Source organism: Vibrio sp. 1F255 (assembly GCF_041439145.1).
Taxonomy (GTDB): domain Bacteria; phylum Pseudomonadota; class Gammaproteobacteria; order Enterobacterales; family Vibrionaceae; genus Vibrio; species Vibrio crassostreae_C.
Window position 1 is genome coordinate 75,915 of record NZ_JBGONQ010000002.1, and the last position, 25,617, is coordinate 101,531.

At 44.5% G+C, this 25,617-nt stretch carries 18 protein-coding genes; 11 read left to right on the forward strand and 7 right to left on the reverse strand.

Annotated features, from left to right (window positions below):
- Positions 1-43 precede the first annotated feature (43 nt).
- The 5 genes from ACED41_RS01935 to leuA form a co-directional block, all read right to left on the reverse strand.
- Positions 44-826 (reverse strand): DUF547 domain-containing protein, encoded by a 783-nt coding sequence (locus ACED41_RS01935; RefSeq protein WP_137001752.1) that lies wholly within the window; start codon positions 824-826, stop codon positions 44-46.
- A 156-nt stretch (positions 827-982) separates the two neighbouring features.
- Positions 983-1,585: a 3-isopropylmalate dehydratase small subunit gene (gene leuD, locus ACED41_RS01940; RefSeq protein ID WP_371724393.1), complete on the reverse strand. Its 603-nt coding sequence runs from the start codon at positions 1,583-1,585 to the stop codon at positions 983-985.
- Positions 1,586-1,599: 14 nt separating this feature from the next.
- Positions 1,600-3,012: a 3-isopropylmalate dehydratase large subunit gene (gene leuC / locus ACED41_RS01945; RefSeq protein WP_017062936.1), complete on the reverse strand. Its 1,413-nt coding sequence runs from the start codon at positions 3,010-3,012 to the stop codon at positions 1,600-1,602.
- Positions 3,013-3,129: 117 nt separating this feature from the next.
- Positions 3,130-4,221, reverse strand: a complete 1,092-nt coding sequence (gene leuB / locus ACED41_RS01950; protein ID WP_017061390.1) for a 3-isopropylmalate dehydrogenase — start codon at positions 4,219-4,221, stop codon at positions 3,130-3,132.
- Positions 4,222-4,319: 98 nt separating this feature from the next.
- Positions 4,320-5,867 carry a 2-isopropylmalate synthase gene (gene leuA / locus ACED41_RS01955; protein WP_017066940.1) on the reverse strand — a complete coding sequence of 516 codons (1,548 nt, stop codon included), beginning with the start codon at positions 5,865-5,867 and terminating at the stop codon, positions 4,320-4,322.
- A 568-nt stretch (positions 5,868-6,435) separates the two neighbouring features.
- Between leuA and ACED41_RS01960 the strand changes: the two genes are divergently transcribed.
- From ACED41_RS01960 to ACED41_RS02005, 10 genes are all read left to right on the forward strand, one after another.
- On the forward strand, positions 6,436-7,095 hold the full coding sequence (locus tag ACED41_RS01960; RefSeq protein WP_017062933.1) for a TetR/AcrR family transcriptional regulator: 660 nt from the start codon (positions 6,436-6,438) through the stop codon (positions 7,093-7,095).
- Entirely contained in the window at positions 7,095-8,432 is a 1,338-nt protein-coding gene (locus ACED41_RS01965; protein ID WP_017062932.1) for an efflux RND transporter periplasmic adaptor subunit, read from the forward strand. Before ACED41_RS01960 ends, ACED41_RS01965 begins: the two co-directional genes overlap by 1 nt.
- On the forward strand, positions 8,429-11,536 hold the full coding sequence (locus tag ACED41_RS01970) for an efflux RND transporter permease subunit (RefSeq protein WP_017068815.1): 3,108 nt from the start codon (positions 8,429-8,431) through the stop codon (positions 11,534-11,536). The genes ACED41_RS01965 and ACED41_RS01970 overlap by 4 nt, the downstream gene beginning before the upstream one ends.
- Before the next feature lie 293 nt (positions 11,537-11,829).
- Positions 11,830-12,354: a phosphatase PAP2 family protein gene (locus tag ACED41_RS01975; RefSeq protein ID WP_017062930.1), complete on the forward strand. Its 525-nt coding sequence runs from the start codon at positions 11,830-11,832 to the stop codon at positions 12,352-12,354.
- A 54-nt stretch (positions 12,355-12,408) separates the two neighbouring features.
- A complete protein-coding gene (locus ACED41_RS01980) occupies positions 12,409-13,464 on the forward strand; it encodes an MJ1255/VC2487 family glycosyltransferase (RefSeq protein ID WP_017062929.1) in 1,056 nt (351 codons plus the stop codon).
- Positions 13,465-13,810: 346 nt separating this feature from the next.
- Complete coding sequence (gene leuO, locus ACED41_RS01985) at positions 13,811-14,770, forward strand: transcriptional regulator LeuO (protein WP_017062928.1); 960 nt, start codon at positions 13,811-13,813, stop codon at positions 14,768-14,770.
- A gap of 201 nt (positions 14,771-14,971) precedes the next feature.
- Positions 14,972-16,780, forward strand: coding sequence for a long-chain fatty acid--CoA ligase (locus ACED41_RS01990; protein ID WP_017066937.1), 1,809 nt, complete (start codon positions 14,972-14,974; stop codon positions 16,778-16,780).
- 460 nt (positions 16,781-17,240) lie between these two features.
- On the forward strand, positions 17,241-18,998 hold the full coding sequence (locus ACED41_RS01995; RefSeq protein WP_017062926.1) for an acetolactate synthase 3 large subunit: 1,758 nt from the start codon (positions 17,241-17,243) through the stop codon (positions 18,996-18,998).
- A gap of 1 nt (position 18,999) precedes the next feature.
- A complete protein-coding gene (ilvN, locus tag ACED41_RS02000; protein WP_008219984.1) occupies positions 19,000-19,494 on the forward strand; it encodes an acetolactate synthase small subunit in 495 nt (164 codons plus the stop codon).
- Positions 19,495-19,607: 113 nt separating this feature from the next.
- Positions 19,608-21,491 (forward strand): diguanylate cyclase, encoded by a 1,884-nt coding sequence (locus ACED41_RS02005; RefSeq protein WP_017068819.1) that lies wholly within the window; start codon positions 19,608-19,610, stop codon positions 21,489-21,491.
- 583 nt (positions 21,492-22,074) lie between these two features.
- On the opposite strand, the gene ACED41_RS02010 is transcribed toward ACED41_RS02005, so the two are convergent.
- Together ACED41_RS02010 and pykF are read right to left on the reverse strand one after the other, a co-directional pair.
- The gene (locus tag ACED41_RS02010) at positions 22,075-22,746 is read right to left on the reverse strand and encodes a GntR family transcriptional regulator (RefSeq protein ID WP_080582236.1); all 672 of its coding nucleotides are present in this window, start codon (positions 22,744-22,746) and stop codon (positions 22,075-22,077) included.
- 176 nt (positions 22,747-22,922) lie between these two features.
- Entirely contained in the window at positions 22,923-24,335 is a 1,413-nt protein-coding gene (pykF, locus tag ACED41_RS02015) for a pyruvate kinase PykF (protein WP_017061403.1), read from the reverse strand.
- 429 nt (positions 24,336-24,764) lie between these two features.
- On the opposite strand from pykF, the gene ACED41_RS02020 reads away from it, so the two are divergent.
- Positions 24,765-25,535: a DeoR/GlpR family DNA-binding transcription regulator gene (locus tag ACED41_RS02020; protein WP_017061404.1), complete on the forward strand. Its 771-nt coding sequence runs from the start codon at positions 24,765-24,767 to the stop codon at positions 25,533-25,535.
- Positions 25,536-25,617 lie beyond the last annotated feature (82 nt).

A 25,617-nucleotide genomic window follows, 5' to 3' on the forward strand; every position in this document is an offset into this window, starting at 1 on the left:
TCTCGCCTCTTTTTTACTTTAGTGATCAACTTTAGCCTTAGAGCTAGTTTGCTTGGTTGAGCGACCAATCGTATTCATAACTGATGTTTTGAGTATTGGTTACTGCTTCAATTCGATATTGTTCTAAGTGCTGAATAAGCTGTTTCTTCGTACCAAAATCCACAGCAAACCATTCGTAAATCGATGATAGTTGAAGCTTATTGTTTGTAACCATCACGCCTTTGTCACTGCTTACAAACTCAGTTGCAGCTTGCTCTAGCAAGGCTTCAGTATTTTTAGAGGTAAAAGCGTCAGGTTGTAAGTTAGGGCAACCTAGGCTGGCACAGTTCACTGCATAATGCGTGCGAGGATCTTGCCAAATTGGTCTTAGGATTCGGTGTTCAATGTCATTGAGTGTCAGTGATTTCCCATTAACGACTACCACATCATCTCCCCACGGACCGAAACTAAATAGTCCGCCAAGTTTAGTTATGGATTTGATCGGGTAGGCATCAAGAATCAAATCGACAGTCACGGCGTTGTATAGGTTAACCCAATAGGCATACTGCTCCGCTTTTGAATAGTCGAGCGGATTCACCTGTTCGAGTTGCTTGATGTATTGTTTAAGCTTTGTTTTATCGGCGGTGTTCACTGCTTTATAGCGAACTAACGTATTTTGCCCCTGTTTAACCAAGTAGCTATCGAGGAATTGCTGCCAATCTTGATGAGATACCTGTTCTAGTTTGGTTTCGTCGCTTTGGTTCCAGTATGGCCAAAGATCGGACTTAGGCGCAGACCAAGCTAAGGTTGAGAAAAGTAGGCTGACAATAAAAAGTAGTTGTTTCATGGCATTCTCCTGATGACTGACTACTAAGACCTTAAGGCTTACCATTTTCTTTCATTGCCCTTCATTTAAATAAACATATGAAGTTAAGTTAAAAGCTTAGCCAAATAAAAAAGGTTGGCACTTGGCCAACCTTTAGATTTATTCAGAAACGTCTCATTATTTTAGGAAGCTAGGAATCTTAGCTTCAAACTCTGAGATCTTATCGGCATGTTGAAGTGTAAGGCCGATATTATCTAAACCATTCAGTAAGCAGTGACGACGGAACTCATCAATTTCAAACGAGTACTCTTTGCCGTTCGCGCTGACTTTCATTGCTTCTAGATCAACCGTAATTTCTGCACCTTCATTCGCTTCAACGAATTGGAATAGCTCATCCACTTCTTGCTCAGTCAATCGAACTGGCACCATTTGGTTGTTGATCGAGTTACCGTAGAAAATGTCGGCAAAGCTTGGTGCGATCATTACTTGGATACCGTAATCGGCAAGCGCCCAAGGTGCGTGTTCACGAGATGAACCACAACCGAAGTTTTCACGAGCTAAAAGAATTGAAGCGCCTTGGTAGCGAGCTTCGTTCATTACAAACTCAGGGTTTGACTGTTGGCCTGCATCGTCTAGGAAGCGCCAATCGTGGAACAAGTGCTTACCAAAACCGATGCGGTTTACTTTCTGTAGAAACTGCTTTGGAATGATCGCATCAGTATCGATGTTGGCCGTATCTAGAGGAACGACTAATCCGGTGTGTTGTTGAAAACCTGACATGTTAAACCCTCTAATTAAAGTTCACGAATATCGACAAAGTGACCAGCGATAGCCGCTGCGGCTGCCATTGCTGGGCTAACTAGGTGCGTACGACCATCACGGCCTTGGCGACCTTCAAAGTTACGGTTTGATGTAGAAGCACAGCGCTCTTGTGGACCTAGACGGTCGTTGTTCATCGCAAGACACATAGAGCAACCCGGTAAACGCCATTCAAAGCCTGCTTCGATGAAGATCTTATCTAGGCCTTCAGCCTCAGCTTGTGCTTTAACTTGCTCTGAACCCGGAACGATAAGCGCTTGAACATGTTTCGCTACTTGACGGCCTTTCGCTACCGCTGCTGCTGCACGCATGTCTTCGATACGAGAGTTAGTACAAGAACCCACGAACACTTTATCTACGTTGTAATCAGATAGAGATTTACCGGCTTCAAGACCCATGTAAGCCAGCGCTTTTTCAGCTGATGCTTTTTCTACAGGGTCTGCGAAGCTTTCTGGTGCAGGGATTGGTGTGTCTACTGAGATAACCTGACCTGGGTTGGTACCCCAAGTGACTTGTGGTTTGATGTCTGCCGCTTCTAATGTAACAACTGCATCGAATTCTGCATCAGCATCGGTTTTTAACGTATCCCAGTATTCGATTGCTGCTTCTAGGTCTTCGCCTTCTGGAGAGAACTTGCGACCTTTGATGTACTCGTATGTCGTTGCATCTGGAGCGATTAAGCCTGCTTTAGCGCCAAGCTCGATTGCCATGTTACATACTGTCATACGACCTTCCATCGTAAGGTCGGTAATTGCCTCACCACAGAATTCAACTACGTAGCCAGTACCGCCAGCAGCCGTTGTTTTACCGATGATCGCTAGCACGATGTCTTTTGCAGTGATGCCAGGAGTAACCTTGCCTTTTACTTCGATCTTCATGGTTTTAGCGCGAGCTTGTTTTAGCGTTTGCGTAGCTAGAACGTGCTCCACTTCTGAAGTACCGATACCAAATGCTAGTGAACCAAATGCACCGTGTGTAGCCGTGTGCGAGTCACCACATACGATGGTCATGCCCGGTAGCGTAATACCTAGCTCAGGGCCCATTACGTGCACAATACCTTGGTATTTGTGGTTTAGATCGTAAAGCGTGACACCAAACTCTTCACAGTTCTTCGATAGCGTTTCCATTTGGATACGAGCCATCTCACCAGAAGCGTTGATGTCTTTAGTTTGTGTCGATACGTTGTGATCCATGGTCGCGAAAGTCTTGCCAACTTGGCGAACTTTGCGGCCTTTCTCACGTAGGCCATCAAAGGCTTGAGGTGACGTTACTTCGTGAACTAAGTGACGATCGATATAAAGAATTGGTGTTTCGCCCTTCGCTGCAACCGCAACGTGAGCGTCATAAACTTTTTCGTATAAGGTTTTTGCGTGCTGGTTTGTCGACATAGCTTTTCTTCCTTGGGAGCATCAGTCCCAGTGTTTGTTTCGAGCCAAGTCATGCGGTTTACGCTGACTTGGCTTGATATTATTCTTATGTACTTGCTTCTAATCGGAGCCTTTAGCTTATGAAGCTAAGATGTACTCAGCGATCTTGTCACCCATTTCAGAGGTAGTCAGCGCTTGGTTTTTGCCAGCAAGGTCTGCCGTTAGCTCGCCTGCAGAAAGTGCTTTAGAAACCGCTGCTTCGATGTCTTGTGCTGCCGCTTCTTCGCCTAGGCTGTAACGAAGCATTAGGGCTGCAGAAAGGATTTGCGCGACTGGGTTTGCGATGTTCTTACCTGCGATATCTGGTGCGCTGCCACCTGCTGGTTCGTATAGGCCGAAGTTGCTTTCATTTAAACTTGCAGAAGGAAGCATACCCATAGAGCCAGTGATCATTGCGCACTCATCAGAGATGATGTCACCAAAGATGTTTGAACATAGCATTACGTCAAACTGAGATGGGTCTTTGATTAGCTGCATGGTCGCGTTGTCGATGTACATGTGGTTTAGCGTGACATCTGGGTAATCTTTTGCGATTTCTTCAACCACTTCACGCCATAAGATAGAGCTCTGCAGAACGTTTGCTTTATCGATTGAGTAAACGTTTTTGTTACGTAGACGTGCAGATTCAAACGCAATCTTGGCAATACGTTCGATCTCGTAACGGTGGTAAACCTCTGTATCAAAAGCTTTTTCAGTTGCGCCTTCGCCTTCACGGCCTTTAGGTTGGCCGAAGTAGATACCGCCTGTTAGCTCACGGACTACCACGATGTCGAAACCGTTACCTGAGATGTCAGCACGTAAAGGAGAGAAAGACTCTAGACCTTTATGGATTTGAGCTGGACGTAGGTTACAGAACAGTTGGAAGTGTTTACGGAGAGGAAGTAGGGCACCACGCTCTGGTTGGTCGTTCGGTGGAAGGTGTTCCCATTTAGGACCGCCAACAGAACCAAAAAGTACTGCGTCAGATTCTTCACAGCCAGTGACTGTTGCTTCTGGAAGTGGACAGCCGTGGTTATCAATTGCAATACCACCAACATCATACTCTTCGCGAGAAAAGCTAATCGCGTGCTTCTTTTCGATCGCGTCTAGCACTTTATGCGCTTGTTGCATTACTTCTGGGCCAATGCCATCACCAGGTAGTACGGCAATTTTGTATGATTTATCAGTCATGTTAATCCTTTAATTCTTTGTTACTGAGCTATTTAGCTCGTTTTAAATTTTGTCCCTAAAGCCAATAACATCGGCTCTAGGGCTCTGTTATTGGGTGTTTAAACTGTTGCGATTCTTTGCTGTTTCATTTCAGCAATGGTGTCTGCGCGTTGAATGCTATTAATAACGTGCAGTAGCGCCTGACCAGAGGCCTCAACGATATCCGTTGAAACGCCCGTACCGTGGTACTTACGGCCTTTATAGTTAGCAATAATATCAGCTTGGCCTAAGCCATCTTCGCCTTCACCTTTCGCGGTAAGGTCGAATTTATCCAATGCAATTTCGTAACCCGTTAAGCGGTAGATACATTGGTATAAAGCATCAACAGGTCCGTTACCGACAGCCGCTTCGCATTTCTCTTCATCACCACATTGCAGCTTGATGCTAGTGGTAGACATAACACTACCAGATTGTACGCTTAGGTAGTTAAGTTTATAGAAGTCATCTTCGTCACGTAGATTTGCGAAGTGCATTAGTGCTTCTAGGTCGTAATCGAATACTTGGCCTTTACGGTCAGCCAGTTTCAAAAAGTCTTCGTACAATGAATCTAGGTTGTACTCATTGTCTTTGTAGCCCATTGCGTCCATGTGGCTCTTAACGGCTGCACGACCACTGCGGCTTGTTAGGTTCAATGCTTTGTTTTTCAAGCCAATAGACTCAGGTGTCATGATCTCGTAAGTGTTCTTGTTCTTTAGCATGCCATCTTGGTGGATACCTGAAGAGTGGCTGAATGCGTTAGCACCAACGATTGCTTTGTTGTCTTGAATCGGCATGTGGCAAAGCTGGCTCACCAATTTACTGGTACGGTGGATCTCTTGGTGATCTAGGCCGGTATGAACACCTAATAACTCTTGACGAGTCTTGATGATCATTGCGATCTCTTCTAGAGAACAGTTACCCGCGCGTTCACCAATGCCGTTAATGGTACCTTCAACTTGGCGAGCACCTGCTTGTACCGCTGCGATTGAGTTAGCAACCGACATACCCAAGTCATCGTGACAGTGAACAGAGATGATTGCTTGGTCGATGTTTGGAACGCGATCAAATAGCGTTTTGATAATGCCACCAAACTCGTTAGGTACTGTGTAGCCCACTGTGTCTGGAATGTTGATGGTTTTCGCGCCCGCGTTGATTGCCGCTTCAACCATACGACATAGGTTATCGATAGGCGTACGACCTGCATCTTCACAAGAGAACTCAACATCGTCTGTGTAGTTGCGCGCATGCTTTACCGCTTTTACTGCCATATCGACAACATCGTCGTAGCTACGGCGTAATTTATCTTGCACGTGAACCGTTGATGTAGAAATGAAGGTGTGAATACGGAACTGCTCAGCGACTTTTAACGCTTCTGCAGCGGCATCGATATCCTTCGCTACAGCACGAGAAAGTGCACAGATTCGGCTGTCTTTAATATTTTTTGCGATGGTTTGTACTGACTCAAAGTCGCCTGGTGATGACACCGGAAAGCCCGCTTCAATAACATCTACACCCAGTCGTTCAAGTGCATAAGCGATCTGTAATTTCTCTTTTACCGTTAAGCTTGCAGCCAACGCTTGTTCGCCATCACGTAAGGTCGTGTCAAAAATTATCACTTGATCGTTCATGGGTGCTTCCTTATATCGATAATGAATCGATTGCTATCCAAATTATTATTAAGAATGATGTTCTTTTAAAAGTGCCAGTTACAAAAAAACCCGCTCAGCGCGGGTTTTAATATTTGTGTAGTTCTTGACCCACAACTTACCCGCGCGATTGGTTCACGATAAGGAGAAGTTTCAGCAGTCGAGAAGAAGAAAAAATCATTACACAAATATCCGTAAATAAACTGTTAACACCATATTTACCGCAATTTATTCTGAGCGTCAAACAAGAAAATCCAATATCAGCGTGCTTTGGCGGTGTTTTTTTTTGGTTTGTGCTGCTTGCGTGTTGTTTGCTGGTGTTATCAGCTGATTGAGTGTTTTGTACTGGGCGGTTAGTTTATCGTTTGGCTGATGTGTAGGTTAAAACTTTGTAGTAAATCTTTTTGATGGAACGATTCACCAATAAAATTAAAAGGGTGGCTAAATTAATTAATCATTTGATTAAATAGTGAGTAATTAATCTTCTACAACCATGTCGATTTATCCCTATAATTAATCGTGTGATTAATTATAGGGATAGGTCTCAGTGATGGCAGCGCGTAAAGCAGGGCGACCTCAACAGAATCTAGATGTACGGCAGTTACTCATTGAGCACGCTCGAGATCTGTTCGTGGTTCAACCGTACGACAAGGTATCGACTCGCTTAGTTGCTGAGCGAGCGGGTGTGAATATTGCGATGATTCGCTATTACTTTGGCAGTAAAGCCGGATTGTTTGAGGCGATGCTGCGTGAAACATTACGCCCTATGCAATTACAAATGCAGAGACTCGTTGATGAAAGCAGTCATGAGAACTTTCTTGATTTAATGCGGACTTACTACAAAGAGATGGTCAAAGTGCCGAAGTTTCCTCGCTTGATAGCCCAAGTGATGAATATGCCTCCCTCTGAAGTGCAAAGAGAGTTGCTCGAAAAGGTTTTCCTCGATGTTGCAAAGCCAGCCCAAGATGTCATTTTTGAAAAGTTGGTTGAACAAGGCATCTTAAAACAGAACATGGATCCAAAATTGTGCCGTATTTCGTATGTAAGCTTGATGGTGTTTCCTTTCATCGCTCCGCCGCCTTTATTGGCAATTCATGGGATTGAGATTAATGAAGAATTTCTTAATCGTTTAATCGAACACAACATTCAATTGATGACTGAAGGCTTTATTAACGCACCGAGCCCTTCTTCCGTGCAGGACCAAAGATAATGAAAATAAATAAAAAACTACTCTTCTTTCCAGCACTTGCGGTTGGTGTTATTGGCCTTGTCGCCGCGATTAACTTGAAGCCGGATCTTCCAACCAAACCTGCGGGTGATAGGGCTCGCTTAGTTGATACTGTGAGCCTAGAACAACAACTGATAGCGCCGTTAGCGGTCGGCTTTGGCAAAGTAGTGCCTAAAGTTGAATGGAAAGCGATTGCTGAGGTGACAGGACAGATCGTGTATCGACATCCAGATCTTGAAAAAGGCCAGGTGATCCCTGCAGGAACGGTCGTGCTCAAGGTTGATCCATTGGATTACGAATTGAAACTGATACAAGCAGAGGCGGATCTAAAATCAAGCCAAACCTCATTAGCGAAATTGAATCAAGAAGAAGACAACCTTAATAAGACTCTTAAGATCGAAAAGAATCGTTTGGTGATCAGCAATAAAGAGCTACAACGTAAACAGGATCTGCGTAAGAAAGGGCTCACCTCTCAATCGGATGTCGACCTGCAACAACAAAGCGCATTGTCTCAGCAGAAGTTGGTATTAGATATCGCGAACCAAATCGCGTTGATGCCAGATGAAAAGCGTGTTGCGGAAGCGGTGATTAAGGTCAACGTGTCTAAGGTAAAAGAGGCGCAGCGCTCTCTCGATAAGACCACGATCACTTTGCCAAGAGCGATGCGAATTGCTCAGGTTGATATCGAACAAAATCAAGTAGTTAACCTTCAGCAGGAGATGTTTATTGCTCACGGGATTAATGTCATGGAAGTAGAGGCGCAACTTTCTATTCACGATATGCAAACTTTAGCCTCCAGCTTTAACCAATTTCCTCGCGATGCTGCAGGAATCCCTAATCCTTATGAAGCGCCAATCAAAGCAAGCATTCAACTTAACAGTGGCAACCTTAACCTCAGTTGGCCTGCGAAGGTGGCAAGAATCAGTGAAACGGTTGATGAAAACCAAGCGACGGCGGGGATTATTCTCGAGATCGCTCAAGATTACTCGCAATTGCAACCAGACAGCGCAACGCCTTTGGTTAACGGTATGTTTGTCAAAGCCGAGATTGAGGGTGTCGCGAATCTAAGTTGGGTGGTTCCAGAGCGAGCACTGCATGGTGATAAGGTTTACCTGATGGATGACAACCAGCGTTTGCAAGTGGTCAATGTTGAAGTGCTTTATCGCAGAGACAATCAAGTGGTTGTGAGTGGAGAGCTACAAACTGGAGATAAACTGGTTCTCAATGATGTCCTGCCAGCAATAGAAGGCATGTTACTGAGAGAGTCCAACTCTGAAGAGGCTGAGCTTGAATCAGATACTCAGGAGAGTGCGTCATGATCAAGTTTTTCTCTCGGCACCCAACAGCAGCAAACTTGTTGATGCTTGGGTTGTTGATCTTGGGTATAAGCTCACTATCAACCATCAAACGTGAAACCTTCCCCGCTTACGATCCGCCTTACATTATGGCTGCGATTGTTTATCCCGGCGCCTCTCCACAAGAAGTGGAAGAGAGCTTGTGTGTGCGAATGGAAGATGCAGTAGACGGCTTAGCCAACATTGAAGAAACTCAGTGTGAAGCCATCGAAGGCAGCGCTCGTTTAATTCTAAAGTTAAATGAAAAAGCGGACATCGGCCGAATGCTGGTGGATGTGCAAACCCAGATCAACTCGATCAATGATTTCCCAACTGAGATTGAATCGCCTGTTGTTCAAGAGCTAGATTGGAATGAACCGGTTGTCGATATCGCTATAACAGCCGAAACGTCGTGGCCAGAACTTAAGGCCTACGCGGAAGATCTTAAGCGCACCATGAAGCTTGATTACGATGTCTCTTTGGTCGAGGTTAGCGGCTTCTCGGATCATCAATATCGAGTGGAACTGGATACCCAAGCTATTCGTCAGTTGGGTTTGAGTGTCGGTGATATCGCGGATCAAATTGGTCGACAGAATGTAAAACTGCCGAGTGGTAACGTTGAAACACCAGACAAAAACTTTCTGATTCGTTTCGACGAGAGACGAGTTACGCCTGTTGAGCTGGAAAGCATCGTGGTTGGATCTGCGCCTAATGGCTCGGTGATTCGTTTGAGAGACATAGCCAAAATAACCGACCGCTTTGAGCTTGATGAGCAAAAGGTGCTATTTGATGGCAAGCCTTCAGCGCTGCTTAAGATCAGTAAGAACAAAGAAGACGATGCGCTGAGAATCAAAGAGAACGTAACACGATTCGTTGAAGATCAAAGCGCGATTGCTCCTGATGGCGTGACACTACAAATGACCAACGATCTCTCATCTGTGCTTTGGGATCGTCTAACCATGATGGTGAGCAATGGCTGGCAAGGTATTGTGCTGGTGTTCGCCACCATGTGGCTGTTCTTCAGCTTACGTTATTCATTTTGGGTGGCGGCAGGGTTGCCAGTGGCCTTCCTTGGTGGCTTGTTCTTAATGGCCAACCTTGGTTTGTCGATCAACATTATGTCGCTGGTCGGGTTGTTGATGGCAATCGGTATTATGATGGATGACGCCATCGTGATCGCCGAATCGATAGCCTCCCACTTAGATAGGGGACAAAGCGTCGATGATGCGGTGTACAACGGCGTTAAGAAAGTGCTTCCCGGAGTACTGTCTTCTTTCTTAACCACGGTGTGTATTTTCGGTAGCTTACTGTTTCTTGATGGCGAGATGGGCGCGGTGCTTAAGGCCGTTCCTCAAGTATTGATTTTGGTGCTGTCGTTGAGCTTGATTGAAGCCTTCCTGATTCTACCTAATCACTTATCTCATTCATTACATAAAGAAAAAAATGATAAGCCAGCGTTGCGCTTTAAAGTGGTGTTGCTTGAGAAGTTTGAGAACTTCCGTAATACCACTTTGATGAACATGGTTGAGAAAGTCGTGACCTTCCGCTACGCCTTTATGGGCGGAGTGATTACGCTGTTGTTGCTTTCAGTCGCCTTGATTGCTGGTGGTGTTGTTAAGTTTCAACCTTTCCCAGAGCTGGATGGTGATATTGCTGAGGCGCGTATTATTCTTCCGCCGGGCGCATCACTGTCTCAAACCGAGAAAGTGGTCGACAAAATTGTCGCGTCTGCTGAGCGTTTGAACAAGCAATGGAGCGAAGAGGTTGAAGAAGGCAATACACTGGTCGAGCACATAACTAGCCAATTCAATGCTAACGCCGATGCCAATGAATCCGGCCCGCACTTAGCCACAGTGCGCTTAGATTTACGCGGAGCAGAGAGTCGTAATACGGTTATCGATGATTTCATTGATGCGTGGCGAGAGGATATTGGCGATTTAGCGGATCCTATTTCATTGGTGTTCAAGCAACCGACTATGGGGCCGGGCGGTCGTGCTATTGAAATCCGCGCCAAACACGATGACCTGAGCGCATTGAAATCCGCTTCTTTGGATATTCAGGAGTACCTTAATCAGTTCGATGGGGTGCACGGCGTGCTTGATGATATGCGCATGGGTAAAGAAGAGATTTTGGTTAAGCTGCGCCCTGGAGCCGAAACCTACAATGTGAATGGGCAGATGATTGCGTCTCAGTTACGAGCGGCTTTCTTTGGGCAAACGGCGGATGAGATTCAAATCGGCGTTGAAAATATCTCGATTGAAGTGCGTCTTGATAAGGAACAAGCGGGCGACATACAGCAGCTAGCTAACTTCCCAATCATTACCGCAGATGGCAGTCAGATCCCGCTAGCAACGTTGGCGACATTAGATTTCCAGCGTAACTACGTGCGAATTCAGCGTATTGATGGGCTGAGAACCATCAGTATTTTTGGTGATATTGATAATAAGAAAGCGAGTTCATCCGCGATTTTGGCTCAGTTCCAAAAAGATGAAGCCGCCAAACTTATTCAGAAGTACCCGGGTTTACGCTTTGATTTCGAAGGGGAGGCCAAGGATGCAGCCAAGACTGGCGCTTCGATGGGCAAAGGATTCTTGCTCGGCTTATTCGGCGTGTTTGCGATTCTTAGCTATCAGTTCAGAAGCTATTTAGAGCCTGTGGTCGTGATGTTAGCGATTCCACTCGCTTTTATTGGGGTGGTCGTTGGTCACTGGATACTTGGCCATTCTTTGAGTATGCCAAGCATGATGGGCTTTGTGTCGCTTGCCGGAATTGTGGTTAATGATTCCATCTTGTTGGTGCAGTACATTCGTCACCATGTCGATGAGGGAGATAGCGTGCATGACTCGGTGGTGAAAGCCAGTCGCGAGCGTTTCCGAGCGGTATTCTTGACCTCAATGACGACTGCGGCAGGTTTGCTACCGCTGTTGACGGAAACCAGCTTACAGGCTCAGGTTATCCAGCCATTGGTTATTTCGATCGTATTCGGCATATTTGCCTCGACCTTACTGGTGCTGTTTATGACCCCTGCTGCTTACGCGATATTGGCGGATTTCGGTTTGGTTAAAAAGCACGAGCCACTAGCGCTATAGCCTTTAGCGTTTAATTATTTGCGAGCTCTATTATCATTAGCGAACGCTATAACCATTAACACGATAGAAGTAGCGTTTGCTTGCTTATATAAAGAATTGAAAACATAGAAGAATAAAGCGGCCTTGGGTCGCTTTATTTTTATCGGTCGCTTCTATCGCCATCCTGACTTGATCCATTGACCAGCCTATCAAGCATGGGAAATTTCATTTTAGTTCATTCAAAATGTCACTTAACTGTCATTTGTTGAGCATAACTTGAGCCTTAACTGAATAAGGATTGTTAAGGAGATCGTATGCGTACTATCGAACCTATTGTCCGCTGGGATGTGGCATTTTCTGTTTTCTGTTTAAACAACCGCTATGGCGGGCAACATGCAACGCTCAGTAAAGCGGTGTCTCATACTGGAGATGGACACCTTTATGTTTTGATTGCCTTGATTGCACTGCTGGTCGATAGCAACACCGGTCGAGACTTTCTTTTGGTGGGCTTAACCGCCTTCGCAATCGAACTGCCTATTTACTGGTTTGCTAAAAATACCCTCAAGCGCCGTCGACCAGCTGAATTCTCTTCACTACTTCACTCTCATATTGTGCCATCCGATAAATACAGTCTGCCTTCAGGGCATTCCGCTGCTGCTTTTGTTATGGCGACCCTAATCGGGCATTTCTATCCGAGCTTGTACCTCTTTAGCTTGGTGTGGGCAACTGCGATTGCAGGCTCTCGAATCCTGCTCGGTGTGCACTTTTTAACGGACGTACTGATTGGCGCAGCCTTGGGCATCGCTTGTACCAGCCTAGCTATCAGCTTCATCCTGTAATTATTTTGTTGGCAACCACTGCCGAGCTTAAGTGGTAAATTTAAAGGAACATGCATGAAAATTTTATATGGCGTACAAGGCACAGGAAATGGGCACATCGCTCGAGCGAGAGCAATGGCCGTCGCTTTTCGTCAGCAAAATATTGATGTCGATTTTCTGTTCTCTGGGCGAGATGAGAGCAAATACTTTTCGATGGAAGCGTTTGGCAACTATCAGACCCGCAGCGGCTTAACTTTTTACAGCGAGCAGGGGCAGGTTAAATACGGCAAAACATTCATGAAGAACAACATCTGGCGATTTCTCCGTGAGATTAACCAGATCGATCTTACGCCTTATGACTTAGTGATTAATGATTTTGAGCCTGTCACTGCATGGGCGGCTAAGAGACAAGGTGTGTCATGCATTGGGATAAGCCACCAGAATGCGTTTCGTTATGATGTACCTAAAGAAGGGGGCAACTGGATTGAACATTCAGTGATTCAACATTTCGCCCCAACCGAGCACTCTATTGGCTTGCACTGGTATCACTTTGAACAGCCGATTTTGCCGCCTATCGTTCACACGCTGGTTGGTGATCAACAAATAAAAACAACACAAGATTTTACGTTGGTCTATTTGCCATTTGAGGATCTTGAGTCGATCTCAGAGCTGCTGATGAAGTTCATTTCGCAAAACTTTGTCTGTTACCACCCGGATGTGATTGAGCATAGCCGAGTTGAAAATATTGAGTTCAAACCACTGAGTCATGCGGGCTTTCAATTCGACCTCAATCAGTGCTCTGGTGTGGTCGCAAATGGCGGCTTTGAATTGCCATCTGAAGCCCTAACTTTGGGGAAGAAATTGCTTCTCAAACCACTCGAAGGACAGTTCGAACAACAGAGCAATGTGGCGACGCTAGAGGCCCTTGGGTTAGCTCAAACCATGACGTTTTTAGATGCGGCTATCTTGCGCGCTTGGCTCAGTGAAAAACAGGCCGAAGTGGTCACCTATCCAGACGTGGCAAGTGCACTCGTTGAGTGGGTATTAGCAGGGAATTGGTCTAATCAAGATGATTTAAGAAAGCAACTTTGGGACAAGGTCGACTTTCCAAGTTATGCATCGCTCACCTAACTCATAAGTGCTATTTCTAAATTGACCGGTTGAACAATTCACGGGTTCAATAAATTGTAACAAATGTAACCAAACGATAGAACAGCTAAATAAGTCGAAATTAAACTCATAAGTGACGCATTTTATGTTTTTTTATAACTCTATAAATAATTGATTTTTAGATGTTGTTTAATCATTAAGGTAAAATAAAATTATTCTTTATCAATCTTGTTGGTAGCTCGAGATGCATTGGTTAATAGTAATGTCAATCCGAAAAACATCGGTCTGATAAATATAAGAATTAGTGGTTATCTATTCTCATACCATTACCAATTTAACGCTGTCGAACCGACAAGAGGCAACTTGAATGTTAGATAAGAAAGACGCAATGAGTGCTATTGCAAGCTACAGAATGGAAAGCACACTTCGTGGAGTCGACTTAAATCTTTTGACTGTATTTGATGCAGTTATGCAAGAGCAAAACATTACACGTGCAGCTCACAATCTGGGTATGTCTCAGCCTGCTGTAAGTAACGCTGTTGCTCGTCTAAAAGTGATGTTTAACGACGAACTATTCATGCGCCAAGGTCGTGGTATTCAACCGACTCAACGTGCACGTCAGTTGTTTGGTCCTATCCGCCAAGCGCTACAATTAGTACGCAACGAACTACCAAGTTCTGTGTTCTCTCCAGAGTCTTCTTCTCGCCTGTTCAAGCTTGCGATTTGCAGCCCTTGTGACATGCGTTTTGCACCTAAGATTATGTCGACTATCAACGAGCAAGCACCTAGCGTGAAACTGCACATGGATGCTGAATTCGATCGTCAACTTTCTGAGCGCATGCGCTACCAAGAAATCGACTTCGTGATCGATTACGCTCGCTTTGATGAGCAAGGTTTCTCAAGCACTGAAATCTTCCAAGATGAGTTGGTTGTTGTCGCTTCTGCTTCTCACCCACGCATTAACGGTGAAGTAACAGCGGCAGAGCTGCTTAACGAAAAGCACGCGAAATTGTCTCGCATTCACGGTCAACGTAGCTTCTCTGAGCAAGCTTACCGTGACCTAGACTGCATGCCTTTCTACGAAGGCACGAGCCTAAGCAACGTTCTTTACGTTGTAGGTCAGTCTGAACTAGTAACGATTGCTCCTCGTTGGATGGTAGAACATGCAGCAAACAAAGAGCAGCTTCAGATTCTAGATTTCCCATGTGATAATGCGGCAATTTCAGGCTTCCTAAGCTGGCACGAATCAAGTGAAAAGGACAAAGGACACATTTGGTTACGAGATCAGTTAATGATGATCTGTGGCGAAGTAGTGGCGCTTAACTAAGCACTAAACTCTATGATTTATAAGCCCTAAGCTGGGAGTCTGGCTTGGGGCTTTTTTGTACCTGCTATTTTTGTTGATAGAAAACTTAGCGTGATACGTACTATTACTTATAACTTTGAGCTTCATCAGTTGCCTTTTCCATGATCAGAGGTACACTTGTGCGCTCAAAAAAGCTTACAGGTGTAAGCCAAAGGTAAAGAGATGGCCAATTTAGATTTTCATATCGTAAAAAGACTTCGTGACCAAATTGCCCAAGGCGGCAACCGTACAGCTTTGAAGCACAAAGTAGATAATGTATGGCAAGGTATTAGCTGGCAGCAGTTTGGACAACAAATCGATACGCTTTCATTAGCACTGTTGGCTCAAGGACTGAGAGTTCAGGATAAGATCGGTATCTATTCGAACAATATGCCTCAATGGACCGTGGCAGATTTTGCATCGTTACAAGCACGCCTTGTGACTGTGCCGATTTATCCAACGAATACAGCAGCACAGTCTTCTTACATCATCCAAAATGCAGATGTGAAGATCTTATTCGTTGGTGAGCAAGTTCAATTCGATGCGGCGGTTAGCCTGTTTGAAGAGTGCGAGCAGCTAGAAGTTGTTGTGGCTATGTCTGATGACATCGACCTGCAAGGACACAGCTTTGCCGTATCTTGGAATGACTTCATGGCGCGTGGCGTTGAAGCACAACAAGCTGAACTTGACGTGCGTCTTGCTGATGCAAGCATGGACGACCTGCTGACTCTTATCTATACCTCTGGTACCACAGGTCAGCCAAAAGGCGTAATGCTTGATTACACCAACATTGGCTACCAGTTAGAAGGCCACGATGAGCGCCTTAGCCTGAGCAAAGACGATGTCTCATTGTGTTTCCTACCGTTATCACACGTATTTGAGCGTGCTTGGACGTTCTACGTTCTTTATAAAGGCGCAACCAACTGCTACCTGCAAGATACGATGCAAGTGCGTGATGCGCTAAGTGATGTGAAACCTACTGTAATGTGTGCGGTTCCACGCTTCTACGAGAAGATCTTCTCTGCGATTCACGAGAAGGTATCTAAAGCACCATTTATTCGTAAAGTGCTATTTACTTGGGCGGTGAACATGGGAGCAAAGCTTTCAGTTTGTCACCAAGAAGGTCGTACTCCATCGTTGATGCTGAAGAAGAGCCATGCGCTAGCTGATAAGCTTGTGCTATCTAAACTGCGCGCTCTACTCGGCGGTAACATCAACTTCATGCCTTGTGGTGGAGCTAAGTTAGATGAAACCATCGGTCGTTTCTTCCATGCTATCGGCATCAACGTAAAACTTGGCTACGGCATGACAGAAACCACGGCAACAGTATCTTGTTGGGATGATCGCTGTTTTAACCCTGATTCGATTGGTATGTCGATGCCGGGCGCAGAAGTAAAAATTGGTGCTAAGGACGAGATTCTTGTTCGCGGTCCAATGGTGATGCGTGGCTACTACAAGATGCCAGAAGAGACAGCTAAGACATTCGATGAGCACGGTTTCTTGAAAACCGGTGATGCGGGTCATTTTGATGAAAATGGTAACCTGTTCATTACTGATCGTATCAAAGAGCTGATGAAAACCTCTGGTGGTAAGTATATTGCACCGCAAGTGGTTGAAGGCGCGATTGGTAAAGATCACTTTATCGAACAGATTGCTGTTATCGCTGATACACGCAAATTCGTTTCTGCGCTGATTGTTCCTTGTTATGACTCGCTAGAAGAGTACGCCAAAGAGCTTAATATCAAGTATCACGATCGCGTTGAGCTGGTTAAGCATCACCAAATCGTCGAGATGCTAGAAAAGCGTGTGAATGACCTACAGCAAGAACTGGCTAAGTTTGAGCAAGTGAAGAAATTCAAACTGCTACCAAAAGCATTTTCTATGGATGATGGTGAACTGACACCAACTCAAAAATTGCGTCGTAAAGTTATCAACGATAAGTATCAAGACGAAATCGAAGAAATGTACAACGAAAAGCCTAAAGATAAGTAGTTTTCTGCTTAGATAAATTTTCAGTTGTTTAAAAATCCCCCTACGAATGTGATTGCATTTTTAGGGGGATTTTTTGTATCTAATGACACAGCACAATGTGCGAAAGCGCACACCAGCAAGCTCGTGGTTTATCGATAAATAGCGATCTATTAAAATATTAAGTGCTTTTTTTTGTTCGCTAACTAGTGTTTAAACCTAGCGTGGAGGGCTGGGTTGGGTTTTATTTAATGCTTTGAGCTAATAGTTGGTTTTTTGGCATAGTTGCCGAATAACAGGTGTTAGACCAGATGATAATAAAGCGTTAAAGTTGTTTCGTATTACTGTTTGTTGTTATCACGACAGACAGCCATAGCCGAAAAAGTGGAAGTATTTCGAATTAGGCTACGAATAAGCCCTAGACTATGAAAAACCAGCCCAACATGTTCACCAAATATGATTGGAAACTGGTGAGGAGAGCAATATGACAACAAAACCTGAAACAGCCATGTCATCCGGCGCTGAAATGTTATCCGGCGCTGAGATGGTGGTGCAGTCTCTAATTGAAGAGGGTGTAGAACAAATCTTTGGTTACCCAGGTGGTTCTGTACTTGATATCTACGATGCGCTGCATGCTAAAACTGCTGAAATCAAACACGTATTAGTACGACACGAACAAGCTGCTACCCACATGGCAGATGGCTATACTCGTTCTACCGGCAAACCGGGCGTAGTACTTGTGTGTTCTGGTCCAGGTGCGACCAATACCGTTACTGGCATTGCAACAGCCTACATGGACTCAATCCCAATGATTGTTATTTCTGGTAACGTACCAAATAACCTCATTGGTAATGACGCCTTCCAAGAGTGTGACATCGTGGGTGTATCACGCCCGATCGTTAAACACAGCTTCTTAGTTAAGAAAGCGGAAGATATCCCTGAAGTCGTTAAAAAAGCATTCTATATTTCAACGACAGGGCGTCCCGGTCCTGTGGTTATTGATCTGCCGAAAGATATCTTAAACCCACAAATCAAGCTTCCTTATGAATACCCAGAAACGCTCAAAATGCGTTCGTATAACCCAACGGTTACGGGTCATAAAGGTCAGATCAAAAAGGCGCTAAAAGCCCTTCTTGAAGCGAAGAAGCCGGTACTTTATGTCGGTGGTGGTGCGGTTATTTCTGAGGCAGATAAGCCGCTGTTAAAATTAGCAGAGGCACTGAATTTACCTGTGGTAAGCACCCTAATGGGGCTTGGCGCTTTCCCTGGCACCCATAAGAACTCTTTGGGTATGTTAGGCATGCATGGTTTATATGAAGCCAATATGGCGATGCACAATGCGGATTTGATCTTTGGTATTGGCGTACGTTTCGATGATCGAACGACTAATAACCTAGATAAGTACTGCCCTGATGCGAAGATCATGCACATTGATATCGACCCATCTTCGATCTCTAAGAACGTAAAAGTGGATCTACCGATTGTAGGTTCTGCTGAAAAGGTTCTAGAGAGCATGGTGAACTTGCTCGTTGAGCAAGGCGGCACTAACGATGCAGAAGCGATTGAAAGCTGGTGGAGTGAAATCAAGCAGTGGCAAGAGCGTGACTGCCTAGCTTACGAGAAATCGTCTGAGCGCATCAAACCACAGCAAGTAATTGAAACACTGCATAAAGTAACCAATGGCGATGCCTATGTTGCTTCTGACGTAGGTCAACACCAAATGTTTGCTGCTTTATACTACCCGTTTAACAAGCCACGTCGTTGGATTAACTCTGGTGGTCTAGGCACGATGGGCTTTGGCCTGCCTGCTGGTATGGGCGTTAAGTTTGCTAAGCCAGATGAAGAGGTGGTTGTGGTAACCGGTGACGGCAGCATTCAAATGAATATCCAAGAGCTGTCGACTGCGCTGCAATACAATATCCCGGTTAAGATTATTAACCTTAACAACCGTTTCCTAGGCATGGTAAAACAGTGGCAAGACATTGTTTATCAAGGCCGTTACTCTAACTCATATATGGACTCTGTTCCTGATTTTGCTGCTATCGCTGAGGCTTATGGCCACGTTGGTATGCGCATTTCATCTCCGGATGAATTGGAATCAGGTTTGGAAAAAGCACTGGCGATGAAAGACCGTTTGGTATTTGTCGATATTAGTGTGGATGACACCGAGCACGTATACCCAATGCAGATCAAAGGCGAGGGTATGGATAACATGTGGCTAAGCAAAACGGAGAGAACATAATATGAGACACATTATTTCACTACTAATGGAAAACCAACCTGGTGCGCTTTCTCGTGTGGTTGGCTTGTTTTCTCAGCGTGGCTACAACATCGAGTCTTTGAACGTATCTCCAACCGATGATCCGACGCTGTCTCGTTTGAACGTCACTACTAACTCGAGCGAAATGCAGCTTGAGCAGATTCAGAAACAACTGCATAAGCTAATCGACGTACTTAAAGTACAAGAAGTGTCTGAACTTGAACACATTGAACGTGAGCTGTTGATGGTAAAAGTACGTGCGAGCGGCTTTGCTCGTGCGGAAGTGAAGCGCACAGCGGATATCTTCCGTGGTCAGATCGTTGATGTTACGGCTTCTCAATATACGGTTCAAATGGCGGGTACTAGCGAGAAACTGGATGCCTTCATTCAGGCGCTGTCTGAAGTGACGGAAGTGCTTGAAGTAGCTCGAAGTGGTGTTGTTGGCATCGCACGAGGCGAACGTGCGTTGAAAGCCTAGACGATAAGTCTTTAAAAAATAACTTTAAAGCCGCTTTTTTAAGCGGCTTTTATTTTGTTAATTTTTTAGAGTGCTATAATCCCGCGCTGCACTTCCATTCATCTGAGTTAGCAATGCGAAATAAAAAATCAATAATTACATTGCTGATTATCTCTATCATATTGTCTTCTGCAGTATGTCTGTATTATTTGCAGCGCTACAAAGAAGTAAAACAGCAGAGCTTTGACTACTCAGCTAAGCAAGCCGTTCATCAGTTAGTGTATGCCAAGCGAGATTATGATCTTCTCAAGACTCAGTTAGTCTCGGTCATGGAGCTACTCAGTCATAGCCAGAGCTTGGTTAACTTTGCTTCCTCTCCCTCAGACCAAACCAAACATCTACTTGAAGAGGTCTGGCAATCTGTTCTCGTGAACCAGAAGTGGTATACACAAATCCATCTGTTAGATGTCACTGGCAAAGAATTGGTGCGTGTTAACTACTCCTCTGATACCGGTAGAGTGACGTTTCCTCAACAGCTGCAAGATAGGTCGGATTCTAACTACTTCCAATACGCTCAAAAACTAGAAGCCGAACAGATTGGCGGTTGGGGTATTGAGCTTGAAACTGAGCATGGTGAAGTCACCTTCCCTTATTCGCCGGTAATCCGTGTCTTTACCCCAGTAGAAACCCCTGACGAAAGAGTAGGCTACCTCGTCATCAATCTTGATGTATGGGGCTTATCGTCGCGTCTGAGCTTTTCACCAGATAACGATCTTAGAGCAGAAGTTCTCAATGACGCGGGTTACTTCATCGCGAGTAACAACAGCGGTAAGTTGTTCGGAGACTCTATTCCTGAAAGAAAAGGCTATAACCTGAAAAATATCGCGCCGAAGACGTGGGATGCGATCTCCAATGATCAGGTGGGATACGTTTTTGAAGATGGTAATTTGTTTGCCTTTAACACGGTTATGCTCGCGAACAGTCAAAAGGTCCATTTACTGATTCAACTTAATCAAAAGCAACTGATGGATCGGGCTGAGCGTGATCTAGATGATTTGGCCCATGAAGAGATCATTGTTCTGATTACGGTGCTGATATTCGCTTTCCCGTTTGCTTACCTGGTGACGCACTGCCGACGCCGAAGCCTAGAGAGTAAATTGGCACGAGCCGCATTGAATGGTATGTCGGCAGTGATGATCTCTGACAAGCAGCACCGCACAATGATGATCAACAACGAATTTGAGAACATGACTGGGTACTGCAAAAAACAGGTGATCGGTCAAAATGCATTGCAGTTGCTGCTTGAGAATACCGACCAAGTGCTCTCAAGCTCGGCTATTTGGAGTCATTTAGAGCAAGAAGAAGTATGGGAAGGGGAGGTTCAGTGTAAGAACAAGCTGCGTATTCCTTTTACTGCGATCATGCGAGTGCATGCGGTCAAAAACAATTCAGGCAAAGTCAGTTACTACATCACCTCGTTGGTTGATATTTCCGTAAGGAAGGAGCTTGAGGTACGTTTGAGGATTTTAAGTGAACGTGACTCTTTGAGTAATCTCTGGAACCGACGAAAATTCGAAGAGCAGCTGGCCTACTATTCTCGCTTAGTTGAGCGTTACCCGATCGAAGCGACCACCTGCTTAGCCTTGGTGGACATCGATAACTTCAAGCGAATCAATGATGAGCTTGGCCACGACGAAGGTGACCGTGTGATCGCTGGTGTTGCTAAACTTCTGCAAGATAGCCTTCGTGGGACGGACTTTGTTGCACGTGTCGGAGGAGAAGAGTTTGCACTCTTGATGCCACACACGTCTCTGCCAGAAGCAAAGCGCGTATTGGATCGCTTGCGAATAGAGATTGAACTGGCAGCCGGAACTAAGGTAACGGTGAGTGTTGGCTTTACTGATTTAACAAGTAACAGTACTCGCTCATACAAGTGTGCCGATGTTGCGCTTTACGAATCTAAATCGTCTGGTCGTAATACGGTCTCTATGTGTCCTAGCTACGATGATGTCGCTTAGGTTCGCTTCTATCTAGTCCTGTCTTCTATTTCCTTCACCTCTTCAAGTCGCGGCCCGACTCCTTTTTCCTTCCCCTCTTTTTATTAGGAATCTCACTTTTGAGCGACCTATGTCACAAAATCTATACAGTTAGACTAAAGTCTAATATTGGTGAAAATTTGAGCTAAAATGAACAGTAAGTAAACTACTTTGCTTCAGATTACATCGTGTTAAACGATGCAATAAATAGAGTGTTTACCAGATGTAAAAGGATGACACCGTTAACTTAATTCAGCTGGTTAGCTAGCCTTATCAATAACTTGAAAGGCAGCAGTAGAATTAGGTTAGCTGGAGCAAGAGTTTGGGGATCATACAGTCTGGTTAAAAGAGGCGTGGTATGTTTGTCGATTTTTTAGTTAGGTTAACCATAGGCACATTAGCCATTCTTGGCTTTCAACTTAGTGCATTGTATTTTTTACCTATGGTTGTGCTGCTCAATACTCATCACAAAGAGTTTTTTGGGTGGTAGTTCAGTCGTGGTACTGGAAACAAAAAAACGGAGCCGCTGGGCTCCGTTTTTATTTGGTTAGAATCTATCTTGGCATCATGCCGCTTCGATAACTTCTTCAATTCGTTTCATTGAACCTAGTAAGTGTTGATCAAGCAGTTCTGTTGCTTGTTCTACATTCTTAGAGAGTACTAGTTTCATGATCATTTCGTGCTCATCAATATTGAACAGATCATCAGATGCGCTTTCTGCAGACATAGCGAGGAAGCGGTAACGTTTCACTTGGTTAATTAGGTCATCAAAGAACTTAAACATGTTCTCTGAATCTGCACCTTCAAGCAGTGCGACATGGAATTGCTGGTGGCGCTCTTCCCATTCTACACAGTCAAACTCTTCAGATACGTACTGTACTCGCGATAGTTTATGGTAAGACGTTAGTACATCCAGTTCCCAGCTCTCATCACCTGCTGCAATCGCTTTTTTAAGCAGAACCGATGATACAACACGAAGGCTTTCGTATAGGTCATTCAGTTCTTTCTTTGATACAGGAGATACCCAGCAGCCTTTTTGTGGCTCTAGCTTTACGTATTTGCTCCAAGATAACTGTACCAAGGCTTCGCGAATAGGGGATGCGCCAACGTTGTAGCGTGCTTTTAGATCAGCAACAACAAGCTTTTGGCCTGGGGTTAACTCACCATTAAGAATATCTTGGCGAATCATCTTTGATACTTTGTCAGTGAGCGTAGGACTAGACATTACAAACCTCATCTATATATGATTTCTAGTCTGCTAATCCGTCTCTTAGAAAGAGTCAGTTGGAGGTTAACAGTACGTAGTTCTATTTTGATTGATAATACAGCGTACTGAAAAGTTAGGCAAGATTTTGTTTCATAAAAAAAGAGGGCCGAAGCCCTCTTTTATATTTTATGCGAATCGGTTCATTCTTATAGAACGTGAACAGATGCCGTGTTTGTAGTACCAGAAGCCACTAGAGCACCAGAAACCATAACTACGATGTCGCCTTTGTTACCTAGGCCAGATTGTAGAGCGATTTCTTTACCGTTGATGTAGAACGCGTCTGTGTTCTCGATAGAGTCAACAAGAACTGGCTTAACACCTTTAGTAAGAACTAGCTGTGCAGCTGTCTTTTCGTTAGTTGTTAGAGCTAGGATGTTTGCAGTTGGGAAGTACTTACGTACTGAACGTGCAGATTTACCGCCTTCAGTTGCAACAACGATTAGAGGAGCAGCTAGCTTCTCTGCTGTGTCTACAGCGCCTTTACATACTGCTTCAGTGATGCGTAGACGTGGGCTGTCTAGACGAGAACCTAGCTCAGCTTTAAGAGCTGAATCAGTACGGTTCGCGATTTGAGCCATGATAGTAACAGCTTCAACTGGGTACTTACCTTTAGCAGTTTCACCAGAAAGCATTACTGCATCAGTACCATCCATGATTGCGTTCGCAACGTCACCCGCTTCAGCACGAGTTGGACGTGGGTTGCTGATCATAGAGTCAAGCATTTGAGTTGCAGTGATAACCATCTTACGTGCACGGTTACACTTCTCGATCATCATCTTCTGAGCGAAGATTACTTCTTCAGCTGGGATTTCAACACCTAGGTCACCACGAGCAACCATGATGCCGTCAGAAGCTTCAAGGATTGAATCGAAGTTATCTACACCTTCTTGGTTTTCAATCTTAGAAATGATGTGGATGTTCTCGCCGCCGTTAGCGTTTAGAAGCTCACGGATTTCTTTAACGTCTTCTTCTTTACGGATGAAAGAAGCAGCAACGAAATCTACGCCTTGCTCACAACCAAACTTAAGGTCAGCTTTGTCTTTCTCAGAAAGAGCAGGAAGTTGAACAGAAACGCCAGGAAGGTTAACACCTTTGTTTTCGCCTAGAGCACCGTTGTTAAGAACTTTACACTTAACTTCAGTTTCTGTTGTTGCGATAACTTCCATTTCGATTAGGCCGTCATCAACAAGGATAGTGTTACCTGCTGTTAGGTCTTTAGCGAAACCTAGGTAAGTTACTGCTACTACGTCTTTGTTACCAACAACTGTTGCGTCAGTTGTGAAAGTGAACTCTTGACCAGCTACTAGATCTACGTCGTTACCATCTTCAAGTTTGATAGTACGGATTTCTGGACCTTTAGTATCTAGAAGGATAGCAAGTTGCTCACCTTTGTTTTCCATTACTTTACGGAAGTTCGCGATACGAGTGCCGTGCTCTGCGAAATCACCGTGAGAGAAGTTAAGACGCATAACGTTCATGCCAGCATCTACTAGTTCAGTTAGCTTCTCTACAGATTCAGTTTTAGGGCCAATCGTACATACGATTTTGGTCTTTTTCATGGAAGGTACTCTCCGGTAAGTATTGTTACAATTTGAAATTTATTTAAGTTCTGAAGATTGGTCCGCTACATCAACATTTTGTGCCTGTTGTGTAAAAGCGCGGGACTTCCAATATGTCCTTCAGAGTTGTAAGTCTTTCATCAATTTTAGTCATTTTATGACTAAAAGATTTTGATTCAATATCGGTTTTCTGTGACTTACCCCACTATATAGGGGGTAAGTTGCAAAAAAATAACAGTCAGTTTTGTAATTTTTTTTCTTTTCGGGTGCGGATTCTACCACCTAATGAGTTCAATATCACTGCTTAACAATTGTCTTAGGACAAGGTTTTATCGCTATTTATTAATTTTTTGGATCAAAATAAATGGACTAAATAGTTTCGTTGTAACTATAATATGTTTCACATCGAAACTTAATGGCCTTTTTTAAATGTCGAAACGAAACACCCAGCTCAGAAGACATGCAATTTCTAACCTAGTGAATGAAAAAGGGGAGGTTAGTGTTGATGAATTATCCGCTAAGTTCGAAACCTCAGAAGTCACTATTAGAAAGGACTTGGCGTCTTTAGAGAAAAACGGTCAGCTTTTACGCCGTTATGGTGGTGCGATTTCGTTACCGAAAGAGGTTGTCAACGAAGAACTGGGTCAACAAGTTTCGACTCGAAAGATTTCATTGGCAAAAGCCGCTGCAGATTTAATTCGCGACCATAACCGCATCGTGATCGATAGTGGCAGTACGACCGGTGCTCTAATTCAGCAGCTTAATGCTAAGCGTGGCTTGGTTGTTATGACCAACTCATTGCACGTTGCTAATGCGCTTAATGAGCTTGAAAGCGAGCCGACGTTATTAATGACTGGCGGCACTTGGGATACCCATTCGGACTCTTTCCAAGGCAAAGTTGCAGAGTCGGTACTTCGTGCTTACGATTTTGACCAACTATTTATTGGGGCTGATGGTATCGACCTCGATAGAGGCACAACCACGTTTAACGAACTGGTTGGCCTGAGCAAAGTAATGGCTGAAGTGTCACGAGAAGTGATCGTGATGGTTGAGTCGGAAAAGGTGGGACGAAAGATCCCTAACTTAGAGCTGGCATGGGAACACATTGACATCTTAATTACCGATACAGACTTAGGCGAAGAATCCAAAGCAAGTATCGAATCACATGATGTTCGAGTGATCCTGACCGATCCAGCGTAAAAACAAATTTAAGTGTTATGCATTTACCTTCCTATAATTGATCTTAATGAAGATTTGGCCTTTGCTTGCTGCCAATAGGAAT

Coding starts and splice junctions, on each gene's coding strand:
- ACED41_RS02020 (WP_017061404.1), top strand. CDS start 24,765: ATGTCGAAACGAAACACCCAGCTCAGAAGACATGCAATTTCTAACCTA.
- ACED41_RS02010 (WP_080582236.1), bottom strand. CDS start 22,746: ATGAGGTTTGTAATGTCTAGTCCTACGCTCACTGACAAAGTATCAAAG.
- leuA (WP_017066940.1), bottom strand. CDS start 5,867: ATGAACGATCAAGTGATAATTTTTGACACGACCTTACGTGATGGCGAA.
- ACED41_RS01935 (WP_137001752.1), bottom strand. CDS start 826: ATGAAACAACTACTTTTTATTGTCAGCCTACTTTTCTCAACCTTAGCT.
- ACED41_RS01995 (WP_017062926.1), top strand. CDS start 17,241: ATGACAACAAAACCTGAAACAGCCATGTCATCCGGCGCTGAAATGTTA.
- leuC (WP_017062936.1), bottom strand. CDS start 3,012: ATGTCGACAAACCAGCACGCAAAAACCTTATACGAAAAAGTTTATGAC.
- ACED41_RS01970 (WP_017068815.1), top strand. CDS start 8,429: ATGATCAAGTTTTTCTCTCGGCACCCAACAGCAGCAAACTTGTTGATG.
- ACED41_RS01980 (WP_017062929.1), top strand. CDS start 12,409: ATGAAAATTTTATATGGCGTACAAGGCACAGGAAATGGGCACATCGCT.
- leuB (WP_017061390.1), bottom strand. CDS start 4,221: ATGACTGATAAATCATACAAAATTGCCGTACTACCTGGTGATGGCATT.
- pykF (WP_017061403.1), bottom strand. CDS start 24,335: ATGAAAAAGACCAAAATCGTATGTACGATTGGCCCTAAAACTGAATCT.
- ilvN (WP_008219984.1), top strand. CDS start 19,000: ATGAGACACATTATTTCACTACTAATGGAAAACCAACCTGGTGCGCTT.
- ACED41_RS01975 (WP_017062930.1), top strand. CDS start 11,830: ATGCGTACTATCGAACCTATTGTCCGCTGGGATGTGGCATTTTCTGTT.
- leuD (WP_371724393.1), bottom strand. CDS start 1,585: ATGTCAGGTTTTCAACAACACACCGGATTAGTCGTTCCTCTAGATACG.
- ACED41_RS02005 (WP_017068819.1), top strand. CDS start 19,608: ATGCGAAATAAAAAATCAATAATTACATTGCTGATTATCTCTATCATA.
- ACED41_RS01965 (WP_017062932.1), top strand. CDS start 7,095: ATGAAAATAAATAAAAAACTACTCTTCTTTCCAGCACTTGCGGTTGGT.
- ACED41_RS01990 (WP_017066937.1), top strand. CDS start 14,972: ATGGCCAATTTAGATTTTCATATCGTAAAAAGACTTCGTGACCAAATT.
- leuO (WP_017062928.1), top strand. CDS start 13,811: ATGTTAGATAAGAAAGACGCAATGAGTGCTATTGCAAGCTACAGAATG.
- ACED41_RS01960 (WP_017062933.1), top strand. CDS start 6,436: ATGGCAGCGCGTAAAGCAGGGCGACCTCAACAGAATCTAGATGTACGG.